Below are 16,222 nucleotides of genomic sequence, written 5' to 3'. Positions count from 1 at the left end.
GATGTAAATACGGTTGTTGGTGCTGGTGATCCATTCGCAGAATCTATCCCATACGTTGGCGCTTGAGCGCTGTTGTAAGGTTGCTGTCATGGTTTTATAAGTGCGGTTAGTTGTTTTATAATCAGGCGGTTTTGTCTTTGCCTGTGAATCTACTTTACAATGCTTTACAAAATTTAATCAAGTTTTATTACTTCAGGAAAGCTGATATAACATATTAGCTTTACTTATTCAAAGGTAAGCAACGAGGTTAGGATACGCCGAAGCTCTCTTTTGTATGACATCACAATATATATCAATATATATAGGACTTACGTACTGTACAAATGCATTCTGATGTGCATTAACGAGCTTGAGGAAGTTTTCAGGCTTTTCTTAATTATCCTGCGATCGTAAATAGACCATGCTGTAGGGGAACAGCAATGCTGTGCCCTTACGAAAGATATGGTTTTTAACCTTAGATCATATTTTGTATTTTTTGTCAATGCGTAAGTTATAATATATATGGTTGTAGAAATTCTTATTCTATTTTGGTTCTATTGCCTACTGGACTGGGAATAATAGCTTTGTAGATTACCGCTATTCCAAAAAAAATTAACCCTCGGCTTACTACTGAGGGCTTTTTTTGTTTGGCAAAATGGCATATCTCTAAATTAGACGGTTGCTATGGTATTTAAGTAGGATACATTCCATGCGAAAAGTACTGACTTGCATTACCCCTGGCTAACTACCAGGGGTTTTTATTGGATTTTCACTTTAGTAATTCTAAAAACAATTTTTGCTTCCTGAAATCTTGCAAGCTGTAGATAAGCCACACTATACGGTTTCAGGAAAGTACAACTCATCTTCCTCGCAATATCTTCCACAAACGCGGCAAGACACAAGTTTTGCCGCGTTTGTATTGCTTTGATTCTCCATTGGTCAAAATCCCAGTATTATCCCATAACAGGCGCAACCCTTGCTGTTGCCTTCTTGCTTGATACTTGCCTTCTAAAAGCAATGCCACTTAAGCTCTAATTATATATCAAAAAACCGCTTGCCTACCTAATAAGCGGCTTTCAGGCTGCATAGATTTGTTTTACTTATAGGAGGAGTTAATCAAAAACGGAAGCCTGGGTAGTATAGAAACTAAAGATGCTGCAACTTGATAGTTTTTATCGTAATCCACTAAACTATTGACAAATGTATATACATTTGTTATTTCTATGATAGAAGACCTCTCTGGCTTTGATTGGGATGAAGGAAACTCAGAAAAATGCCGACAACGAATTCCGTTAGAGGAAATTGAAAAATAAATTTTCAATACTGAGGTTCTTATTGCTCCAGATATAAAACACTCTTCGGAGGAAGTTAGATATTTTGCAATCGGTGTTTCAAACCAAAAAAGACTTATTTTAGTGGTTTTTACCTTTCGTGTAAAAGGGGAAGAAACATTTATCAGACCCATCAGCGCAAGATATATGCACCAAAAGGAGATATCCAAGTATGAAAAAGACTTTCCCAATTTTAACAAGTGATCAAGAAGCAGAAAAATTGTTGGATGAGGATTTGTCTGATTACATTCATGCTGATAATTTTAAACCCGTAAATTTTGAGTTTCAGCCGAAAGACAAAAATGTAAATATACGGCTATCAGAAAAAATGCTAGAAGCAGTTAAAACTGTTGCTAAAAAAGAAGGAATACCTTATCAACGGTATATTCGTAAAGCGATTGAAAGGTCTTTAGGCGAATAAAGTATTGAGCTAATATCTGAGAACTTTCAGCAAGATGGTCTCTTAACCCCTATTCTGTAAAGGGTTGAGAAATTGCTACATCACTAGTCCCTTCGCTACTTCTGACCCAAATAGGGCTACAACATGAATAAATTCAATGCTGTAGCCTTACGATTATCCCCAGTACCTACTCGGTGGACTAATAAAGTTGTTACCAGCTTTATTAAGTGCGCTCGTGAGGTTAAAGCATTACCCTCAACCAAAAACGAGTTATTCAAGACTATTTGGGAAGAAAGCAGCAGGTGAAATATGAAAAAATTCTGCCAGTTCTTCAATGTGTCTGGTTGTTAATTTACGCCGCTTTTTCAAGATAGCCGATATAATAGATTCTGTTTTGAAAATAGGTACTAAATCTTTTTGAAGTAGTCCATTTTCTTCTATCAAAACCTGAAGTAAATCTACTCCATAAATATCAGGCACGGCCTGCTGAGTTTGTTCAAACTCGTAAACTAAAGTGCCTAAAATATTAAGATAATCTTCTTCATCTGATGTTAGTGGGGCGCTATCTATCAGAGAATTAATAATTTTTTGGGTGGCAAATAACTCCTCTTCAGTCTTGATAGGACGAGGAGGAAATGCTTGCAGTAGCTCAATGTAGGTAGGGCGTTTATTTAAACCAAGGGTCATTTTTCCATTTGTCGGTATCGTACTTTGTATGGGTTATTATGTTACGAATAAATATTTTTTTTGTTTGATAGTCAATATAAGTAATAAGGCGATACTTGTTTCCTTGAATATTAAAAACTGTAAGTTCACCTACTGGATCGGCAGAGTTAAAAGCTTGGCGAACTTCAAGTATATTCTGCCACTTGGCTAATTTTGCAACTTTGTTCCAAGCGCGTAAACCAGACTCAGCATCAGGATACTTTTGATAAAAAAGTTTCAGTGTTGTAGTAGAAATAATATGCATAAGAAATGAATTTTCTTAGGGTAAAAATCATAACTATGTCCTTGTTTTGCGGTAATTATAAGGTATTCCTAAGTTAGCAATTTGCTAAGTCGGTGTCAAGAGCTTAATGATTAGGGTTTGTTGCTTTATCCCCAATCGCGGTAGACTTCTGTAAAAAGATACTTATTACCAGGTTTAGTAAGTGCAATGGCGTACCCGGCGTAGGCGATCGCACTTCTACCACTCAAAGCAATTTATAAGTAGTGATTGTAGAATTTCCTGCTTAATAAGGGATAGCGATTTTTATTCAAGTAGGGAAGTGTCAATATAGGCTTATATCAAAGCCAAAAAATCAAGTACAACGAATTAACAATGACAGAAGCTAAAAACGTAATCGGTGGAAACCTAGAAGCCTGCTGCACTTCTCCCATAACTGGGTTTTACCGCGACGGTTTTTGTCGCACAGGTGGTCAGGATTTCGGCTCGCACGTCGTATGTGCCGAAGTGACATCAGAATTCCTGGAGTTCACCAAATCCCAGGGGAACGATCTAAGCACACCTGTTCCTGATTCTAATTTCCCTGGACTGAAGCCTGGCGATCGCTGGTGTTTGTGTGCTTCTCGCTGGCAAGAAGCTCTCGATGCTGGCGTTGCTCCACCCGTCATCCTTTCTGCAACCCATGCTAGAGCTTTGGAAATGGTTTCCCTAGACGAATTGAAAAAACATGCCTTAACTTCGTCTTGATTTGAAATTGGGCATTGGGAATGGGGCATTGGGCATGGGGCATTGGGCATGGGGCATTGGGCATTGGGAAAGAGAAGGCAGGATAGCGCAGCGTTAGCGAGTCCGCGAGCGTCGGCAGAAGTTCTTTAATTTTGAATTTTGAATTTTGAATTTTGAATTGATTTCTCCCCATTCCCCAATTCCAAATCAACCCACTGGAATTTCTACAGGTAGCTTTAATACATTGACAACCATAGCAATCAATTTAGTGGGGTCTATTGGCTTAGATAAATGCTGCTGAAACCCTGCTCTTAGCGCTTCTAAGCGGTCTTCCTCTCGCGTATAGGCTGTTAAAGCGATCGCCGGGATACGTCCGCCTTTTTCTGGTTCTAAAGAGCGCAGTTTCCGAATCAGCGTATAACCATCTTGCTCTGACATGCCGATGTCGCTAATTAGGATATCTGGTTTTGCTTGTTCAAGTACTGCCAACGCTTCATCAACTGATCCTACGGCAGTGGCGATCGCCCCATACTCCTCAAACATAAAACTGAGAAAGTTACGGGTATCTGCTTCATCATCTACAACTAAAACTTTTAATCCAGCAAGGGGGGTTGATGCCACAGGGGAGGAAATTTCTCCTGTGGCTTCTCTACTCGCCCTGCTACCCCTATTGTCTTGTAGCAGTGGCAATTTCACAGTAAAGGTTGCTCCTTGTCCAGTGCCTAAACTTTGGGCAAATATTGTACCCTTGTGCAGTTCCACTAGATGACGAACGATCGCTAGTCCTAGTCCTAATCCATTGTGCGATCGCGTTGTGGTGCTGTCTGCTTGCCGGAAACGCTCAAATACTTTGGGCAAAAACTCGGAACTGATGCCAATCCCTGTATCGATAACTTGAATTTGGGCGTATTTGTGAGTTGTTTCTTGTTCTTCACCACAGACTACTGACAGATTCACATCTACTCTGCCACCTTTAGGGGTAAACTTAATGGCATTAGTTAGTAGGTTCCAGACAACTTGCTGTAATCGGGCTGGATCGCCATAAACTGACCCGACCGAAGTATCCAGAACAGTATTTAACTTAATATCTTTTGGTTCTGCTAGGGGACGCACTGCCTCTAAGGCTGCCTCCGTTACCGTGATCAGATTCACCGCAGATACATTTAACCGCAACTGACCACGGATAATCCGTGATACATCTAAAATATCCTCAATTAGTTGCATCTGAGATATAGCGTTGCGTTCAATCGCCTCTAGGGCGCGGGAAGTGGCTTTTTCGTCAAGTTTCTTAGAGCGGAGGATCTTTGACCAGCCCAGCATTGAGGTTAAGGGTGTGCGGAGTTCGTGGGAGAGAACAGCGAGAAACTCATCTTTCATCCGATTTGCTGCTTCTGCTTCGGCTCTTGCTGTCTGTTCTCGAATCACTTGAGCGCGGACTTCTTCTGCTTGTTTGCGTTCAGTAATATCTTCGAGGGTGCCTACATATCCCAGCAATTCTCCTTGACCGGAAAGCATGGGTGATGAGCGAACTTGAACCCAACGGACGATGCCATGAGCAGTTTGAAAGCGAAATTCTTCAGAGTAATCACGACCTTCACGAATGTAGTCAGACCAACTGGCGATTGCTCGTTCTCTATCTTCTGGATGAACAGATTCTAGCCATCTTTTTTCTAAACTCTCTGCCGCTCTCAAGCCACAAATTATCTGATAGCGGGGATTAGTATACCTACATCCTCCTTCAGTATCAATTTCAAAAATGCCAACAGGTGAACAGGTACTCAGCGATCGCAATCGTTCTTCACTTTGCCTGAGTTCCGCATTGACTGCTACCAGTTGCGCTGCTTGTTGCTTGACGGCTTCTGTTTTCTTAAATAGTTCTACGAATACTGTTACCTTAGAAGTCAAAATATTGGGATCTAATGGTTTGAGCAAATAATCAACTGCACCCAAGGCATAGCCTTTAAACAGCATTTGGTCGCTGGTGCTAAAGGCGGTGAGAAAGATAATTGGAGTGTGACGCGATCGCCCCCGATTGCGAATCAAGGTTGCAGTTTCAAAGCCATCCATCCCTGGCATTTGCACATCTAGCAAAATCACTGCAAAGTCTTGATGTAGCAGACACCTCAAAGCTTCTTCCCCAGAAGTAGCTCTTACCAGATTCTCTCCCAGTTTTTCTAGGATTGCTTCTAGTGCTAGCAAATTTTCTAGTTTATCATCCACTAGGAGGATGTTTACTTTGGGTTCCATCTGCATGGGTTTATTTCCGTAATTAATGACAAAGCTTGACCATTTGGGAAGCAATGTTTGAGAGTGTCAAAATCCAGTCTACTGCAACAGCAGAAATTGCTGCTTCTGGCATAACATCGCTCTGGGCTGTGGTAGGTTCTTGTACGATAGTAAGTCCTCCCCGCGCTTTTATTTTCTTTAGACCTTGCATACCATCTTGGTTTGCTCCTGTCAATATTACACCAATAACTTGCTCACTATAGACATCGGCTGCTGACTCAAATAGCACATCGATAGATGGCCTGGCATAAGAAACAGGCTCATCAGTCGAAAGAGCAAAGTGACCTGGTTCAACCAATAAGTGATAATCTGCTGGAGCTATGTAGATATGTCCTAGTAATATTTCGTCTTTGTCTTCCACTTCTCGAATCGGCAACGAAGTATATTCTTGTAATAACTCCTGGAGTGTGTTGTTAGACTCCTTGTGACGGTGTTGCACGATTGCGATCGGCACTAGAAAGTCTGCTGGTAAATTACCCAAGAGAATTTTTAAGGCTGATAATCCGCCCAAAGAAGTACCAATGACCACAATTTCAAATGCCACTTGTTTTGTCCTCACACCTGTTAGTGTGACTTGATGGCTCATCAAATCCTTTCAGCATTCTCCAGTTCCACCACAGCTACTAACTTACCTTGACTTGCTTTTATACCCACTAACCAAAATTATATATTTTTGTCATCTACATTACAATTAAAGATTTTATCATTGTGAAATACTTTACATAAAAAATATGATATTTATGGTTTTTTTGAATTTTAGTTACTGCCAGAATAGATACATTATAGAAATATATTTTTGCTAAATAACTAACTTTTCAAAGTTTAATTATTATTGTTTTGACAATTCATAAAAATTTACTTAAGCTAAAAGATAGGTTAAGCAAATCAACAAACGACAGCGATTTGGTTTAGCTACATCAAAAATTGCTGTTGCAGGCTATTGGCATGAGGAAATTAAGCACAACAAAAGTCGTTCCCTAAAGGCAAATTTACTAAATTTGTCTACAAAAAGCGAAGACATGATTAAGCATATTGCACCGCGCACATATTGAACAGATTCCGGTCAATTATGGATAGATACTTGTAGTGATGTTAGCGAGTATCCATCAATCATTGAAGTTTGACTAGCGATTTTGGATTAAGGTCTTCTGGTTTATATCTCGTTCGGGACGGAATAAATCTAAAATCCAAAATTGGCAATCCAAAATTGATTGACCAAAGTGCGGTAGATATGTCCAGGAGAATACAATGCTTGAGTATTTTACATCATTGAACGACCACAATTTACCCTATCCAGATACGATTCACCCCATCGTTGTCCACTTCGTAATTGCGATGGTGTTGTTTTCCTTTTTCTGCGATGTAGTTGGCTATTTTACTGGTAAATCCAGTCTTTTTGAAGTGAGTTGGTGGAACATGTTAGTTGCCACGATCGCCATCTTCGTTGCGATCATTTTTGGTCAGTTTGAAGCGGGTTTAGCACAGCCTTACAGCCTAGCTAAATCGGTGCTGAATTTGCATACGCTGATTGGTTGGTCGCTTTCGGGAATCATCACGGCAATTACAGCTTGGCGCTATGTAATTCGTGCCCGCAACCCGCAAAAAATATCAATTTATTATTTGGGAGCCGGGTTAATTCTGACCCTGATAGTTGGGTTGCAGGTATATCTCGGAGATGAACTTGTTTGGGTGTATGGATTGCATACAGTGCCAGTTGTGGAAGCAGTAAAGGATGGTCTGTTGCGATGAACTCAGAATTAATTGACCAATTGAGCGGCTCTCTAGGCGCAAACGGATTACCTTACACAATTCCCATTCATCCCAACTTAGTCCATCTGACAATAGGTTTGTTCATCATTGCGATGACCTTTGATATTGTCGGTGTTCTATTCCCCTTTGAAAAATGGGTCTTCAAATTTTTAGCAATTACTGTGGAACGTGACAACCTATTTGATGTTGGCTGGTATAACATGCTAGCTGCCAGCATCATCACATTTTTCACAGTGGGAGCAGGCTTTTACGAAATGCTGTTGGCAACACCACCAGCTGATATGAAAAGTGCCTGGGGATTGCAGGCAATGGAAACCATGATTTGGCATGGTGTAGGTGGTGTGTTCTTATTAGCGCTGATTGTTGGCATGACCATCTGGAGAGGATGGCAGCGCTTCGTTTGGGGCAAACAAGAATATAAACAGACAGATAGAGAAGTGCAATGGATCTATCTGTTGGCAGGCATAGCAATCATGTTCATTCTGTACGTCCACGGAACACTAGGGGCGCAAATGGCTACCGAGTTTGGCATACACAATACAGCAGATAATTTGCTGCGATCGCACCAAGACCTCAACACAACACTCAAGTAAGTCATTTGTCAATTGTCCTTTGTCCTACCCTGCGGGAAGCCGCTAGCGCGTCTATGTCATTTGTTTAAAGTTACTAACCATCGACCAATGACCACTGACCAATGACCAATGACTAATGACCAATGACCAATGACCAATGACTAATGTGACCATGAAAATCCAGAAGATTTTAAATATTTTGACGCTGCTTACAGGCGCGATCGCAGTGACTGTTACGAGTCTCTGGATCGGGAAGCAGGCTTACTCCTGGCTTCCCCCCCAAGCAGCAGCCGAATCCCTACTAATTGATGATTTGATTAGCTTCTTAGTAACCCTCGGTTCCTTCATCTTCTTAGGAGTAACAAGTACTTTAATGTATTCTGTGATCTTCCATCGGGCCATCAAAGATGACTTCACCGACGGCCCTCCAATTGAAGGTAATATCACCTTAGAAGTTGTCTGGACAGCAATTCCAATTCTGTTAGTGTTGTGGATTGCGGGCTACAGCTACCAAGTTTACGAACAAATGGGGATTCAAGGTCCATCGGAATTAGTTCACCTGCATAATCCGCTAGCAATGCAATCGGCTCATGCAGAAGCAAAAGATGTACCAGCTAACGCCTTAACTGAACCTGTAGAAAAAATCGACGTACTAGCTAAACAGTGGGCGTGGGTTTTTCATTACCCCGAAAAAGATATTACCAGTACCGAATTGCATTTACCTAGCGATCGCCGGGTACGTTTAGCGCTGCAATCACAAGACGTTCTCCACGGCTTCTATATACCTGCATTTCGCCTCAAGCAGGATATTATTCCCAACCATGCGATCGACTTTGAATTTACTCCCATCCGTCCCGGCAAATACCGATTGACCGATTCTCAATATAGCGGTACATACTTTGCGACGATGCAGGCGAATGTGGTTGTCGAATCTCCTGAAGATTATCAGCAATGGCTGGCACAAGCTGCAACCCAAAAGCCATCCCTAGCAAAAAATCAGGCAGCTTCTGAGTATGCCCAAACATCCAATCAATCAGTCCAAACTGGTTGGGTTACAGTTCCACCTGCTGCACCTCCTCTAGTCAATTCACCTGGTTGAAAGGAAAGTAACCATGACTAATGTTCCTATTGAAGGTATTCTTCTCCCGAATGAGAAGCCTAACCATGAATCTTCGAGTAATTGGAAAGAATACTTCAGCTTTAGTACTGACCACAAGGTAATTGGTATCCAGTATCTCGTTACCTCCTTCTTCTTCTTTCTCGTCGGCGGTATCTTTGCGATGGTGATGCGGGGAGAACTGATGACACCCGAATCAGATTTAGTAGATCGCACTGTCTACAACGGTATGTTCACCATGCACGGCACTGTGATGCTGTTTTTGTGGACATTTCCCTCACTAGTTGGTTTTGCTAACTATTTAGTGCCACTGATGATTGGGGCGCGAGATATGGCATTTCCCCGCCTCAACGCCGTCGCCTTTTGGATGGTGCCAGTAGTCGGAATTCTCATGATGGGTAGCTTCTTCGTCCCTGGTGGCCCAGCCCAAGCCGGTTGGTGGTCTTACCCGCCAGTCAGTCTCCAGAATCCCACAGGTAACTTGATTAATGGTCAAGTTATCTGGCTCTTAGCGGTGGCAATATCCGGCGTATCCTCAATTATGGGGGCAGTGAACTTTGTCACCACAATCGTGAAGATGCGGGCCCCAGGAATGGGCTTCTTTCGGATGCCCTTGTTTGTCTGGGGAGTGTTTAGCGCCCAGATTATCCAACTATTCGGATTACCTGCGCTGACAGCAGGCGCAGTGATGTTGCTACTCGACCTCACAGTTGGCACGAGCTTTTTTGACCCCAGCAAGGGCGGGAATCCAGTCATGTTCCAGCATTACTTCTGGTTCTACTCCCACCCCGCCGTTTACGTGATTATTTTGCCTGTATTTGCGATTTTCTCAGAAATCTTTCCAGTTTATTCACGTAAACCTCTATTTGGTTACAAAGTAGTCGCTATTTCATCCATCTTGATTGCAGGAGTGAGCGGCATTGTTTGGGTACACCACATGTACGTCAGTGGTACATCAGGCTGGATGCGGTTGATTTTCATGCTGACAACGATGTGCGTGTCTGTACCCACAGGAATTAAAGTATTTGCCTGGGTAGCAACTATTTGGGGCGGTAAACTGCGGCTAAATACCCCCATGCTGTTTGCCTTGGGCGGATTAATCATGTTTGTCTTCGCCGGAATCACAGGCATCATGCTTTCCTCCGTGCCGGTTGATGTCCACGTTAACAATACCTACTTTGTAGTGGGACACTTCCACTACGTCCTCTACGGCACAGTGACGATGGGCTTATTTGCGGCAATCTATCACTGGTTCCCCAAAATGACTGGGCGGATGTACTCTGAAAGCTGGGGTAAAATCCACTTCTGGTTAGCCTTCATCGGCACCAACCTCAACTTTTTGCCCATGCATCCCTTGGGATTGCAAGGAATGTTACGCCGAGTTGCTTCCTACGCCCCAGAGTATCAATTCTGGAATGTCATCGCTAGCCTGGGCGGATTTCTCTTAGGAATGTCCACCTTACCCTTCATATTCAACATGGTGATTTCTTGGATGCAAGGCGAGAAAGCACCCGCTAACCCTTGGCGAGCAATCGGACTAGAGTGGTTAGTTTTTTCACCCCCCCCAGTAGAAAACTTTGAAGAAATCCCCATCATCATCTCCGAACCCTACGGCTACGGCAAATCAGAACCCTTAACAGCCAACCTCCCAGAATAAACGCAAACTATCGGGAAGACGCAAAAACCCTCCGCGTCCCTCTGCGCTTCCCTCCGCGTTCCTACCCTACGGGAAGGCAAAGTGCCTATGCGTTTCAAATTCCCCTCAAACTAACAGCAAAATGGACACTTATATCAATTCCCACGAATTACACCACACAGCCGCAGAACATACCCACGACGAAGAAGGCAACAAGATGTTTGGCTTCATTGTCTTCCTACTGTCTGAAAGCGTCATTTTCTTGAGTTTTTTCGCCGGATATGCCATCTACAAAACAACAACCCCTAACTGGCTACCAGCTGGTGTTTCCGGGCTAGAAGTAAAAGAACCGACAATCAACACAGTAATTCTTGTCGCCAGTAGCTTTGTAATTTACTTAGCAGAACGCGCCCTTCAACGCCACGATTTAGTGAAATTCCGCCTATTTCTCTTGACAACAATGGCGATGGGAACTTACTTTTTGGTTGGACAGGCTATTGAATGGAACAGCCTCGCTTTTGGCTTCACATCAGGGGTATTTGGTGGGACGTTTTACCTACTAACAGGTTTCCACGGTTTGCACGTTTTCACCGGCATTCTGTTGCAGTCAATAATTTTGGTACGTTCTTTCATCCCTGGCAACTACGACACAGGCCACTTCGGGGTCAACGCAACTTCGTTATTCTGGCACTTCGTCGATGTTATCTGGATTATTTTGTTTATCCTAATCTACGTTTGGCAGTAAATAAGAATGAGGGAGAAATTACTCCCTCTGCTCATTTCCCTTTAAACTAAATAACTCGTATTTGGCACGATCGCAAAAAAGGCATACTCATACCAAGCAGTCCAGATAAAACTGCGAATCCATCGCTGGCGCTTTTCGGGACTCAATTCATATTCAAATGCGCCACGAGATACATCAATGGAAGATAGGTGAGAGTTACAACCACAGCCGTGTTGATAAGTAAAACCGTATTTAGAAGCAATACTTTGCACCTTCATCTGAATCGCAAACACTTTACCTGCATGGAGTATGGCATCCCAAGCACGTTTGTGTTCGATATCGCGCTGATCAAATCTTAAGGCGCGTTCTTCAAAAACATGATCGCGGTAAATTGGTGCTAGATGCACATGATAGAAACTGGCAGGCAATTCATAACCAAACTCGTTGAATAAATCTATGCCAATGCGAGCGACTTTTACTTCATTAGCATACTCTGTCCCTTTTGACTCCACATCACGGAGAATTTCTCCAAAGTTTGGATAGCTGTGTTTGAGAAAGTCTTGCCCAAAAAAGTCAAGGGTTTCCCATGCCAGTTGTGCAAATAGCTGGGAAAATGATGGTATCAAGTGAGCTAGTTGGGGGCGATCGCTAAACAAGTCAACATCACCATGCTCTAATTTATATAAGAACAACTGTGCCATCTCAACATAGCTTTGGGGATGAGAAAGTCCGATACTCGTGGTTCCTCTAGCAATGTCTTGCCATGTAGAAGGTAGTTGAGAAACGTGAACCGCATTTTCTCCAGCAATGACTGCAACACGAGGACATTCGAGAAGCTGCATCGACAATCTCCTTTAAGACTTTAATGTATAATTTACCTTAAGCGATCGCTAAGTCTATCTTCTGAACACAATTAAAAATGTTTGACAGACTGTCTTTTGACAGCGATCGGAACTTTACTCATAATATTTTTTTTAGAAAATACTTAGTGCTAATTAGAATACACTTTTAATTATATTCTCTCTACCTTTACGGTTAAATTTACCTAAATCAACGTGAGTTCGACACGTCACAAAGACCTCTCCCTGCTTTTACTACGCAAAACCTGTCCCTCTCCGACTCGGAGAGGGACAGACTTGAACTTTAGTTTAAGTCAGGGAGAGGTTTGTCGAACTCACGTTAAATCACGTTTATCTAGTGGTTCAAACGGCAGGGTTAGCGCGTCTCAAACCCTATTGACAGGGGGATTATGGCAGAGGTACTGAGTTTGAGAGAGCCGCAGCCAACACAGAAAGCATATAGCGATCGTTCATAGCTGCTCTGCGTGATTTTTGGCGAATACTGCGATGAAAAGATGATTCTCGCTCTAATGCATTCAGGGCAATACGACGTAGTAAAGCAAAGTTTTGTGGGCTGTGCAGAGAACGAATTCGGGACTCATCCTCATGAAAGGTAACATCTAATGTCCAATGAACAGAATTTTCCCTTACACAATGCTGGCGAATTGCACTAGCAATTTTGTTTGCATCACTGACGAGACTAGTAATGTAAAATTGCACCTCTTGTGTTGTTTTATTCCAATGCTGAATCGAACGTACTACCATCACAATTGTTTTTAGCCCTACCCATAAATCTAGTTGATAAAGTCCAGGAATCTGGGACACAGGTACAGTGTAAACTGTACGCTTTTCAATGCGATTATGCCCTTTCTCAATACGCTGACTAATGCTGATATCGATACCTTTAAATCCAATGGATTGTGCTGCCCCAAACCAGTTTTTGACTTGTTTATGCAGTGTGGGATGATTCTCTTTCAGACTCAGAATATAATCCGCTTTACTCTGCAATAATTTTCTCGGCAATCAATTTCTGTGTACCCATCGCATCAATGGTAATGATGCAGCCAGAGATGTCTAACATATCCAATAGTGCTGGGATTGCAGTGATTTCATTTGATTTAGAACTGACCTTTGTTTGTCCCAAAACTAAACGATGTTCACTCGACCACGCACTAACTGTGTGCAAGGCTTTTAGTTTTGATTCTCGGTCATACGAGCCTCTATGAGTTTTGCCATCTATGGCTACTACTTCTACTCCCAGTTTCTCAACCAATGATTGAACCCACTGCCGAAAACATTGCTCAAATTCTTTGGGGTTAATTCTTTCAAACACTCTTCTAAAAGTATCTGGGCTGGGTATTCCCAATGGTAGTTTAAGGAATGTCTCCAACCACTCTTTTTTATTTAGCCCATACTCTTCAATATCTTCCCAGCCCTCTGCTCCTGCTATTACCGCTAAAATCGCTATGGTGATGATATCAGTGAGTAAGTGCCATCTAGTTCTTTCCGCTCTTGGATCTTTTACTTGTGTAAAATATTCCTGAAATTTAGTGGTAATGTCTTTGCTATCTATGCTGGGTGCAAAAGATGCTTTGTTTTTGCTTTTCTTGTTCTCAAATCCGATTGACATTACTCGAACCTTGCACCTAGATGGATTAAATCTTACCCTAGCTCGGATTGTGCCACTTTGTTTCCAACCTGATTGCTGATCAGGCAAGTCCGCTTGTCAATAGCGTTTGAGACGCGCTAACCCTGGTTCAAACGGTCTAGATTTTAAGCACCAGCTATTTTCTTGTATAGTTTTTCACCTTTGACTATCTCTTCATAGTACTGTTCATAAGGGGTGAACCTGATAGATTCTTGTCTTCCTAAACCCAAAATACCAAAGGTGCAAAGGCTATTATAAAACAGTTCGTGTACCCGCTTTTGAAGTACCTGATTGAAATATATCAGGACGTTACGACAAAGGATAACATTAAACTCATTAAAAGAGCTATCAGTTGCTAAATTATGCTGGGCGAAAACAACATTTTCTCTTAGAGATGCTCGAAATATAGCGTTATCATAAGCTGCTGTATAATATTCTGAGAAAGACTTCTTGCCGCCTGCTTTCAGATAAAGTTGAGTATATTCCTGCATCAGTTTCAGGGAGAAAATCCCACTTTTGGCACTTTGTAATACCTTCTCATTAGTATCAGTGGCATATATGCGGCAACGGTGGTAAAGCCCTTCTTCTTGTAGTAAAATTGCCATTGAATAGACTTCTTCACCAGTGGAGCATCCAGCGTGCCAGATGCGAATAAACGGATAGGTTTGCAAGAAGGGGATAACTTGATTTCTGAAGGTGTGATAAAAGCTGGGATCACGAAACATTGATGTTACATTCACGGTCAGAGTAAGCAAAAATCGTTCCAAATAAGCACGGTTGTGGAGTAACCGTTCTTGCAATGCAGAAACATTGGCTAACCCCTCTAATTCCATGAAGCTCTGAATGCGGCGCTTGAGTGAGGAAAGAGCATAATTGCGAAAGTCATAACCATAGTACTGATACACCCCTTCTAAGAGCAGATGTATTTCTATATCCTCCAAGGAAGGCTTGGGCAAAGTCATAGTACGAATTAGCATATATGTTGAGCCAGTTCCAGTTATTTAAATGTGCTGGCAATACAACGAGTTAAGCTGCTTGGAGTTAGCAAAAGAAATATTTCCCAAAACACCTGATGCAGAAAAAATTATTCACATTTTAGAGTGGTAGGATTTTTATAACCCAAGTGAATCTTACGCCGAAAAGAGCTTGCTGGATCTATTAAATTTGATAACGGTGCTTCTTATAGGTTTTAGTTTAACCTAGCGGCTGTTATTCCTAAAACAGCGATCGCTATTATTGAAATCCCAACTAGCCATCTCACTTGATAGCGCAGATTTTTAATCTCTTGGCTTAGATTTTCTCTCTGTGGTATGGGATATGGTTGAAGTTCTGCAACTTCAACAGCTACTTGTTGGGGTCTATTTTGGATACTTCCAAAAGTCACCTGTGTATGTAGCCAATTAGTAATCAGTTGAGGACAGTTTTTCTTAAACCAATTTAAAGCCAAAGTTCTAAAAACTGGTTTAGACATTCGCGCGATTAATTTCATCACCCTGTTTAGAGGTTTCAGGCGAAGCTTTTGGTTGATCAGATTGACTGATCCAACATCATACAGACAATCCAGAATTAGTTTAACAGTGGCTTCTTCACTGTTAATCAAGTTTTGCAGTAAAAGCAGAACATCGTGCATACGCTCTGCTTCAATAACTTTTTCTGCCAAGGTTTCTGGAGAACTTAATGAAGGACTTACGGTTGTATTTAGGGCGTTTCGTCTTACTATCGTCATATTAGTAACATAGCAGTCATAATAATGTAAGTACACCTGTCTACCGGGAGAAAGATTTTTTATCTAAAGAAAGAACCTAAAAGCCAAAATTTTTTCGTGAGACACATGATTATATAGTGTGTGTAAAAAAATTATTTGTCTAGTTTCCATGAAACTTTTATCTACTTCTGAATAATTGAACTAGAACTGCGAAGTAGAACCTGCTACATTCAATGGGAGCATCCGTTTTAGAAAACATATCTTCATTTTTGATTTAGATGCTAATACCTCAATTTGTGCAACGATCCGTTCTAATTCGTCAAGAATTACAGTGGTTCCAGTCTTTCTGAAAGCATCTACAAGCGCCCGATAATACCAAATAGTACCTTCTTTACGGCCGTGAAAGCAATACTGGCGACACCTAATAAATGGGCAACGTAGGGAACGCCTGAACCTTTACAACTTGGTTGGCGTGCAGTTGGATGGTGTAGGTAAGAGCTGTGGTAAAGCGTTCTAAGAGCATTGTTTTGAAAGAAGAAGACA

Annotated in this window: 16 protein-coding genes and 1 pseudogene; 8 read left to right on the top strand and 9 right to left on the bottom strand. The window is 41.8% G+C overall.

Annotation, left to right across the window (positions count from 1 at the left end; translation table 11 throughout):
* Positions 1-838: 838 nt before the first annotated feature.
* Complete coding sequence (locus tag LC586_RS27750; RefSeq protein ID WP_229488438.1) at positions 839-1,003, bottom strand: hypothetical protein; 165 nt, start codon at positions 1,001-1,003, stop codon at positions 839-841.
* Between the two features lie 289 nt (positions 1,004-1,292).
* Between LC586_RS27750 and LC586_RS27745 the strand changes: the two genes are divergently transcribed.
* Positions 1,293-1,514 (top strand): BrnT family toxin, encoded by a 222-nt coding sequence (locus tag LC586_RS27745; protein WP_309143406.1) that lies wholly within the window; start codon positions 1,293-1,295, stop codon positions 1,512-1,514.
* Positions 1,483-1,731, top strand: a complete 249-nt coding sequence (locus LC586_RS27740) for a CopG family antitoxin (protein WP_229488437.1) — start codon at positions 1,483-1,485, stop codon at positions 1,729-1,731. Before LC586_RS27745 ends, LC586_RS27740 begins: the two co-directional genes overlap by 32 nt.
* Before the next feature lie 249 nt (positions 1,732-1,980).
* On the opposite strand, the gene LC586_RS27735 is transcribed toward LC586_RS27740, so the two are convergent.
* Both LC586_RS27735 and LC586_RS27730 read right to left on the bottom strand, forming a co-directional pair.
* A complete protein-coding gene (locus LC586_RS27735; protein ID WP_229488436.1) occupies positions 1,981-2,397 on the bottom strand; it encodes a helix-turn-helix domain-containing protein in 417 nt (138 codons plus the stop codon).
* Positions 2,378-2,680 (bottom strand): type II toxin-antitoxin system HigB family toxin, encoded by a 303-nt coding sequence (locus tag LC586_RS27730; protein ID WP_229488435.1) that lies wholly within the window; start codon positions 2,678-2,680, stop codon positions 2,378-2,380. Before LC586_RS27730 ends, LC586_RS27735 begins: the two co-directional genes overlap by 20 nt.
* 351 nt (positions 2,681-3,031) lie before the next feature.
* Between LC586_RS27730 and LC586_RS27725 the strand changes: the two genes are divergently transcribed.
* Positions 3,032-3,403: a DUF2237 family protein gene (locus LC586_RS27725; RefSeq protein WP_229488434.1), complete on the top strand. Its 372-nt coding sequence runs from the start codon at positions 3,032-3,034 to the stop codon at positions 3,401-3,403.
* A gap of 186 nt (positions 3,404-3,589) precedes the next feature.
* Here LC586_RS27725 and LC586_RS27720 read toward each other — a convergent pair whose 3' ends face one another.
* On the bottom strand, positions 3,590-5,635 hold the full coding sequence (locus LC586_RS27720) for a hybrid sensor histidine kinase/response regulator (protein WP_229488433.1): 2,046 nt from the start codon (positions 5,633-5,635) through the stop codon (positions 3,590-3,592).
* Positions 5,636-5,651: 16 nt separating this feature from the next.
* Positions 5,652-6,212 (bottom strand): chemotaxis protein CheB, encoded by a 561-nt coding sequence (locus LC586_RS27715; protein ID WP_229488441.1) that lies wholly within the window; start codon positions 6,210-6,212, stop codon positions 5,652-5,654.
* A 704-nt stretch (positions 6,213-6,916) separates the two neighbouring features.
* Between LC586_RS27715 and LC586_RS27710 the strand changes: the two genes are divergently transcribed.
* The 5 genes from LC586_RS27710 to LC586_RS27690 all read left to right on the top strand — a co-directional run bounded on the left by LC586_RS27710 (position 6,917) and on the right by LC586_RS27690 (position 11,508).
* Positions 6,917-7,417, top strand: a complete 501-nt coding sequence (locus LC586_RS27710; RefSeq protein WP_229488432.1) for a DUF2231 domain-containing protein — start codon at positions 6,917-6,919, stop codon at positions 7,415-7,417.
* Positions 7,414-8,031, top strand: a complete 618-nt coding sequence (locus tag LC586_RS27705) for a DUF2231 domain-containing protein (RefSeq protein ID WP_229488431.1) — start codon at positions 7,414-7,416, stop codon at positions 8,029-8,031. Before LC586_RS27710 ends, LC586_RS27705 begins: the two co-directional genes overlap by 4 nt.
* Positions 8,032-8,182: 151 nt before the next feature.
* Entirely contained in the window at positions 8,183-9,109 is a 927-nt protein-coding gene (locus LC586_RS27700; RefSeq protein ID WP_229488440.1) for a cytochrome c oxidase subunit II, read from the top strand.
* A 13-nt stretch (positions 9,110-9,122) separates the two neighbouring features.
* Positions 9,123-10,784 carry a cytochrome c oxidase subunit I gene (gene ctaD / locus LC586_RS27695; RefSeq protein ID WP_229488430.1) on the top strand — a complete coding sequence of 554 codons (1,662 nt, stop codon included), beginning with the start codon at positions 9,123-9,125 and terminating at the stop codon, positions 10,782-10,784.
* 121 nt (positions 10,785-10,905) lie between these two features.
* Complete coding sequence (locus LC586_RS27690) at positions 10,906-11,508, top strand: cytochrome c oxidase subunit 3 (RefSeq protein ID WP_229488429.1); 603 nt, start codon at positions 10,906-10,908, stop codon at positions 11,506-11,508.
* A 41-nt stretch (positions 11,509-11,549) separates the two neighbouring features.
* Here LC586_RS27690 and LC586_RS27685 read toward each other — a convergent pair whose 3' ends face one another.
* The 4 genes and pseudogenes from LC586_RS27685 to LC586_RS27670 form a co-directional block, all read right to left on the bottom strand.
* Complete coding sequence (locus LC586_RS27685; protein WP_229488428.1) at positions 11,550-12,329, bottom strand: hypothetical protein; 780 nt, start codon at positions 12,327-12,329, stop codon at positions 11,550-11,552.
* 405 nt (positions 12,330-12,734) lie between these two features.
* Positions 12,735-13,956: pseudogene (locus LC586_RS27680) on the bottom strand (ISAs1 family transposase).
* A 143-nt stretch (positions 13,957-14,099) separates the two neighbouring features.
* Positions 14,100-14,936, bottom strand: coding sequence for a CheR family methyltransferase (locus LC586_RS27675; protein WP_229488439.1), 837 nt, complete (start codon positions 14,934-14,936; stop codon positions 14,100-14,102).
* A 227-nt stretch (positions 14,937-15,163) separates the two neighbouring features.
* Complete coding sequence (locus LC586_RS27670) at positions 15,164-15,700, bottom strand: hypothetical protein (protein WP_229488427.1); 537 nt, start codon at positions 15,698-15,700, stop codon at positions 15,164-15,166.
* Between the last annotated feature and the right edge of the window lie 522 nt (positions 15,701-16,222).

It is taken from the genome of Nostoc favosum CHAB5714, from assembly GCF_020829495.1.
GTDB classification, from domain to species: Bacteria; Cyanobacteriota; Cyanobacteriia; order Cyanobacteriales; family Nostocaceae; genus Nostoc; species Nostoc favosum.
The sequence above is the reverse complement of the archived record's forward strand: the minus strand, read 5'-3'. Positions and strand labels throughout refer to the sequence as shown.

Excerpts from the sequence above, each read along its gene's own strand:
- LC586_RS27690 (WP_229488429.1), top strand. The coding sequence starts at position 10,906 with ATGGACACTTATATCAATTCCCACGAATTACACCACACAGCCGCAGAA.
- LC586_RS27700 (WP_229488440.1), top strand. The coding sequence starts at position 8,183 with ATGAAAATCCAGAAGATTTTAAATATTTTGACGCTGCTTACAGGCGCG.
- LC586_RS27675 (WP_229488439.1), bottom strand. The coding sequence starts at position 14,936 with ATGACTTTGCCCAAGCCTTCCTTGGAGGATATAGAAATACATCTGCTC.
- LC586_RS27670 (WP_229488427.1), bottom strand. The coding sequence starts at position 15,700 with ATGACGATAGTAAGACGAAACGCCCTAAATACAACCGTAAGTCCTTCA.
- LC586_RS27710 (WP_229488432.1), top strand. The coding sequence starts at position 6,917 with ATGCTTGAGTATTTTACATCATTGAACGACCACAATTTACCCTATCCA.
- LC586_RS27735 (WP_229488436.1), bottom strand. The coding sequence starts at position 2,397 with ATGACCCTTGGTTTAAATAAACGCCCTACCTACATTGAGCTACTGCAA.
- ctaD (WP_229488430.1), top strand. The coding sequence starts at position 9,123 with ATGACTAATGTTCCTATTGAAGGTATTCTTCTCCCGAATGAGAAGCCT.
- LC586_RS27685 (WP_229488428.1), bottom strand. The coding sequence starts at position 12,329 with ATGCAGCTTCTCGAATGTCCTCGTGTTGCAGTCATTGCTGGAGAAAAT.
- LC586_RS27725 (WP_229488434.1), top strand. The coding sequence starts at position 3,032 with ATGACAGAAGCTAAAAACGTAATCGGTGGAAACCTAGAAGCCTGCTGC.
- LC586_RS27720 (WP_229488433.1), bottom strand. The coding sequence starts at position 5,635 with ATGCAGATGGAACCCAAAGTAAACATCCTCCTAGTGGATGATAAACTA.
- LC586_RS27740 (WP_229488437.1), top strand. The coding sequence starts at position 1,483 with ATGAAAAAGACTTTCCCAATTTTAACAAGTGATCAAGAAGCAGAAAAA.
- LC586_RS27705 (WP_229488431.1), top strand. The coding sequence starts at position 7,414 with ATGAACTCAGAATTAATTGACCAATTGAGCGGCTCTCTAGGCGCAAAC.
- LC586_RS27730 (WP_229488435.1), bottom strand. The coding sequence starts at position 2,680 with ATGCATATTATTTCTACTACAACACTGAAACTTTTTTATCAAAAGTAT.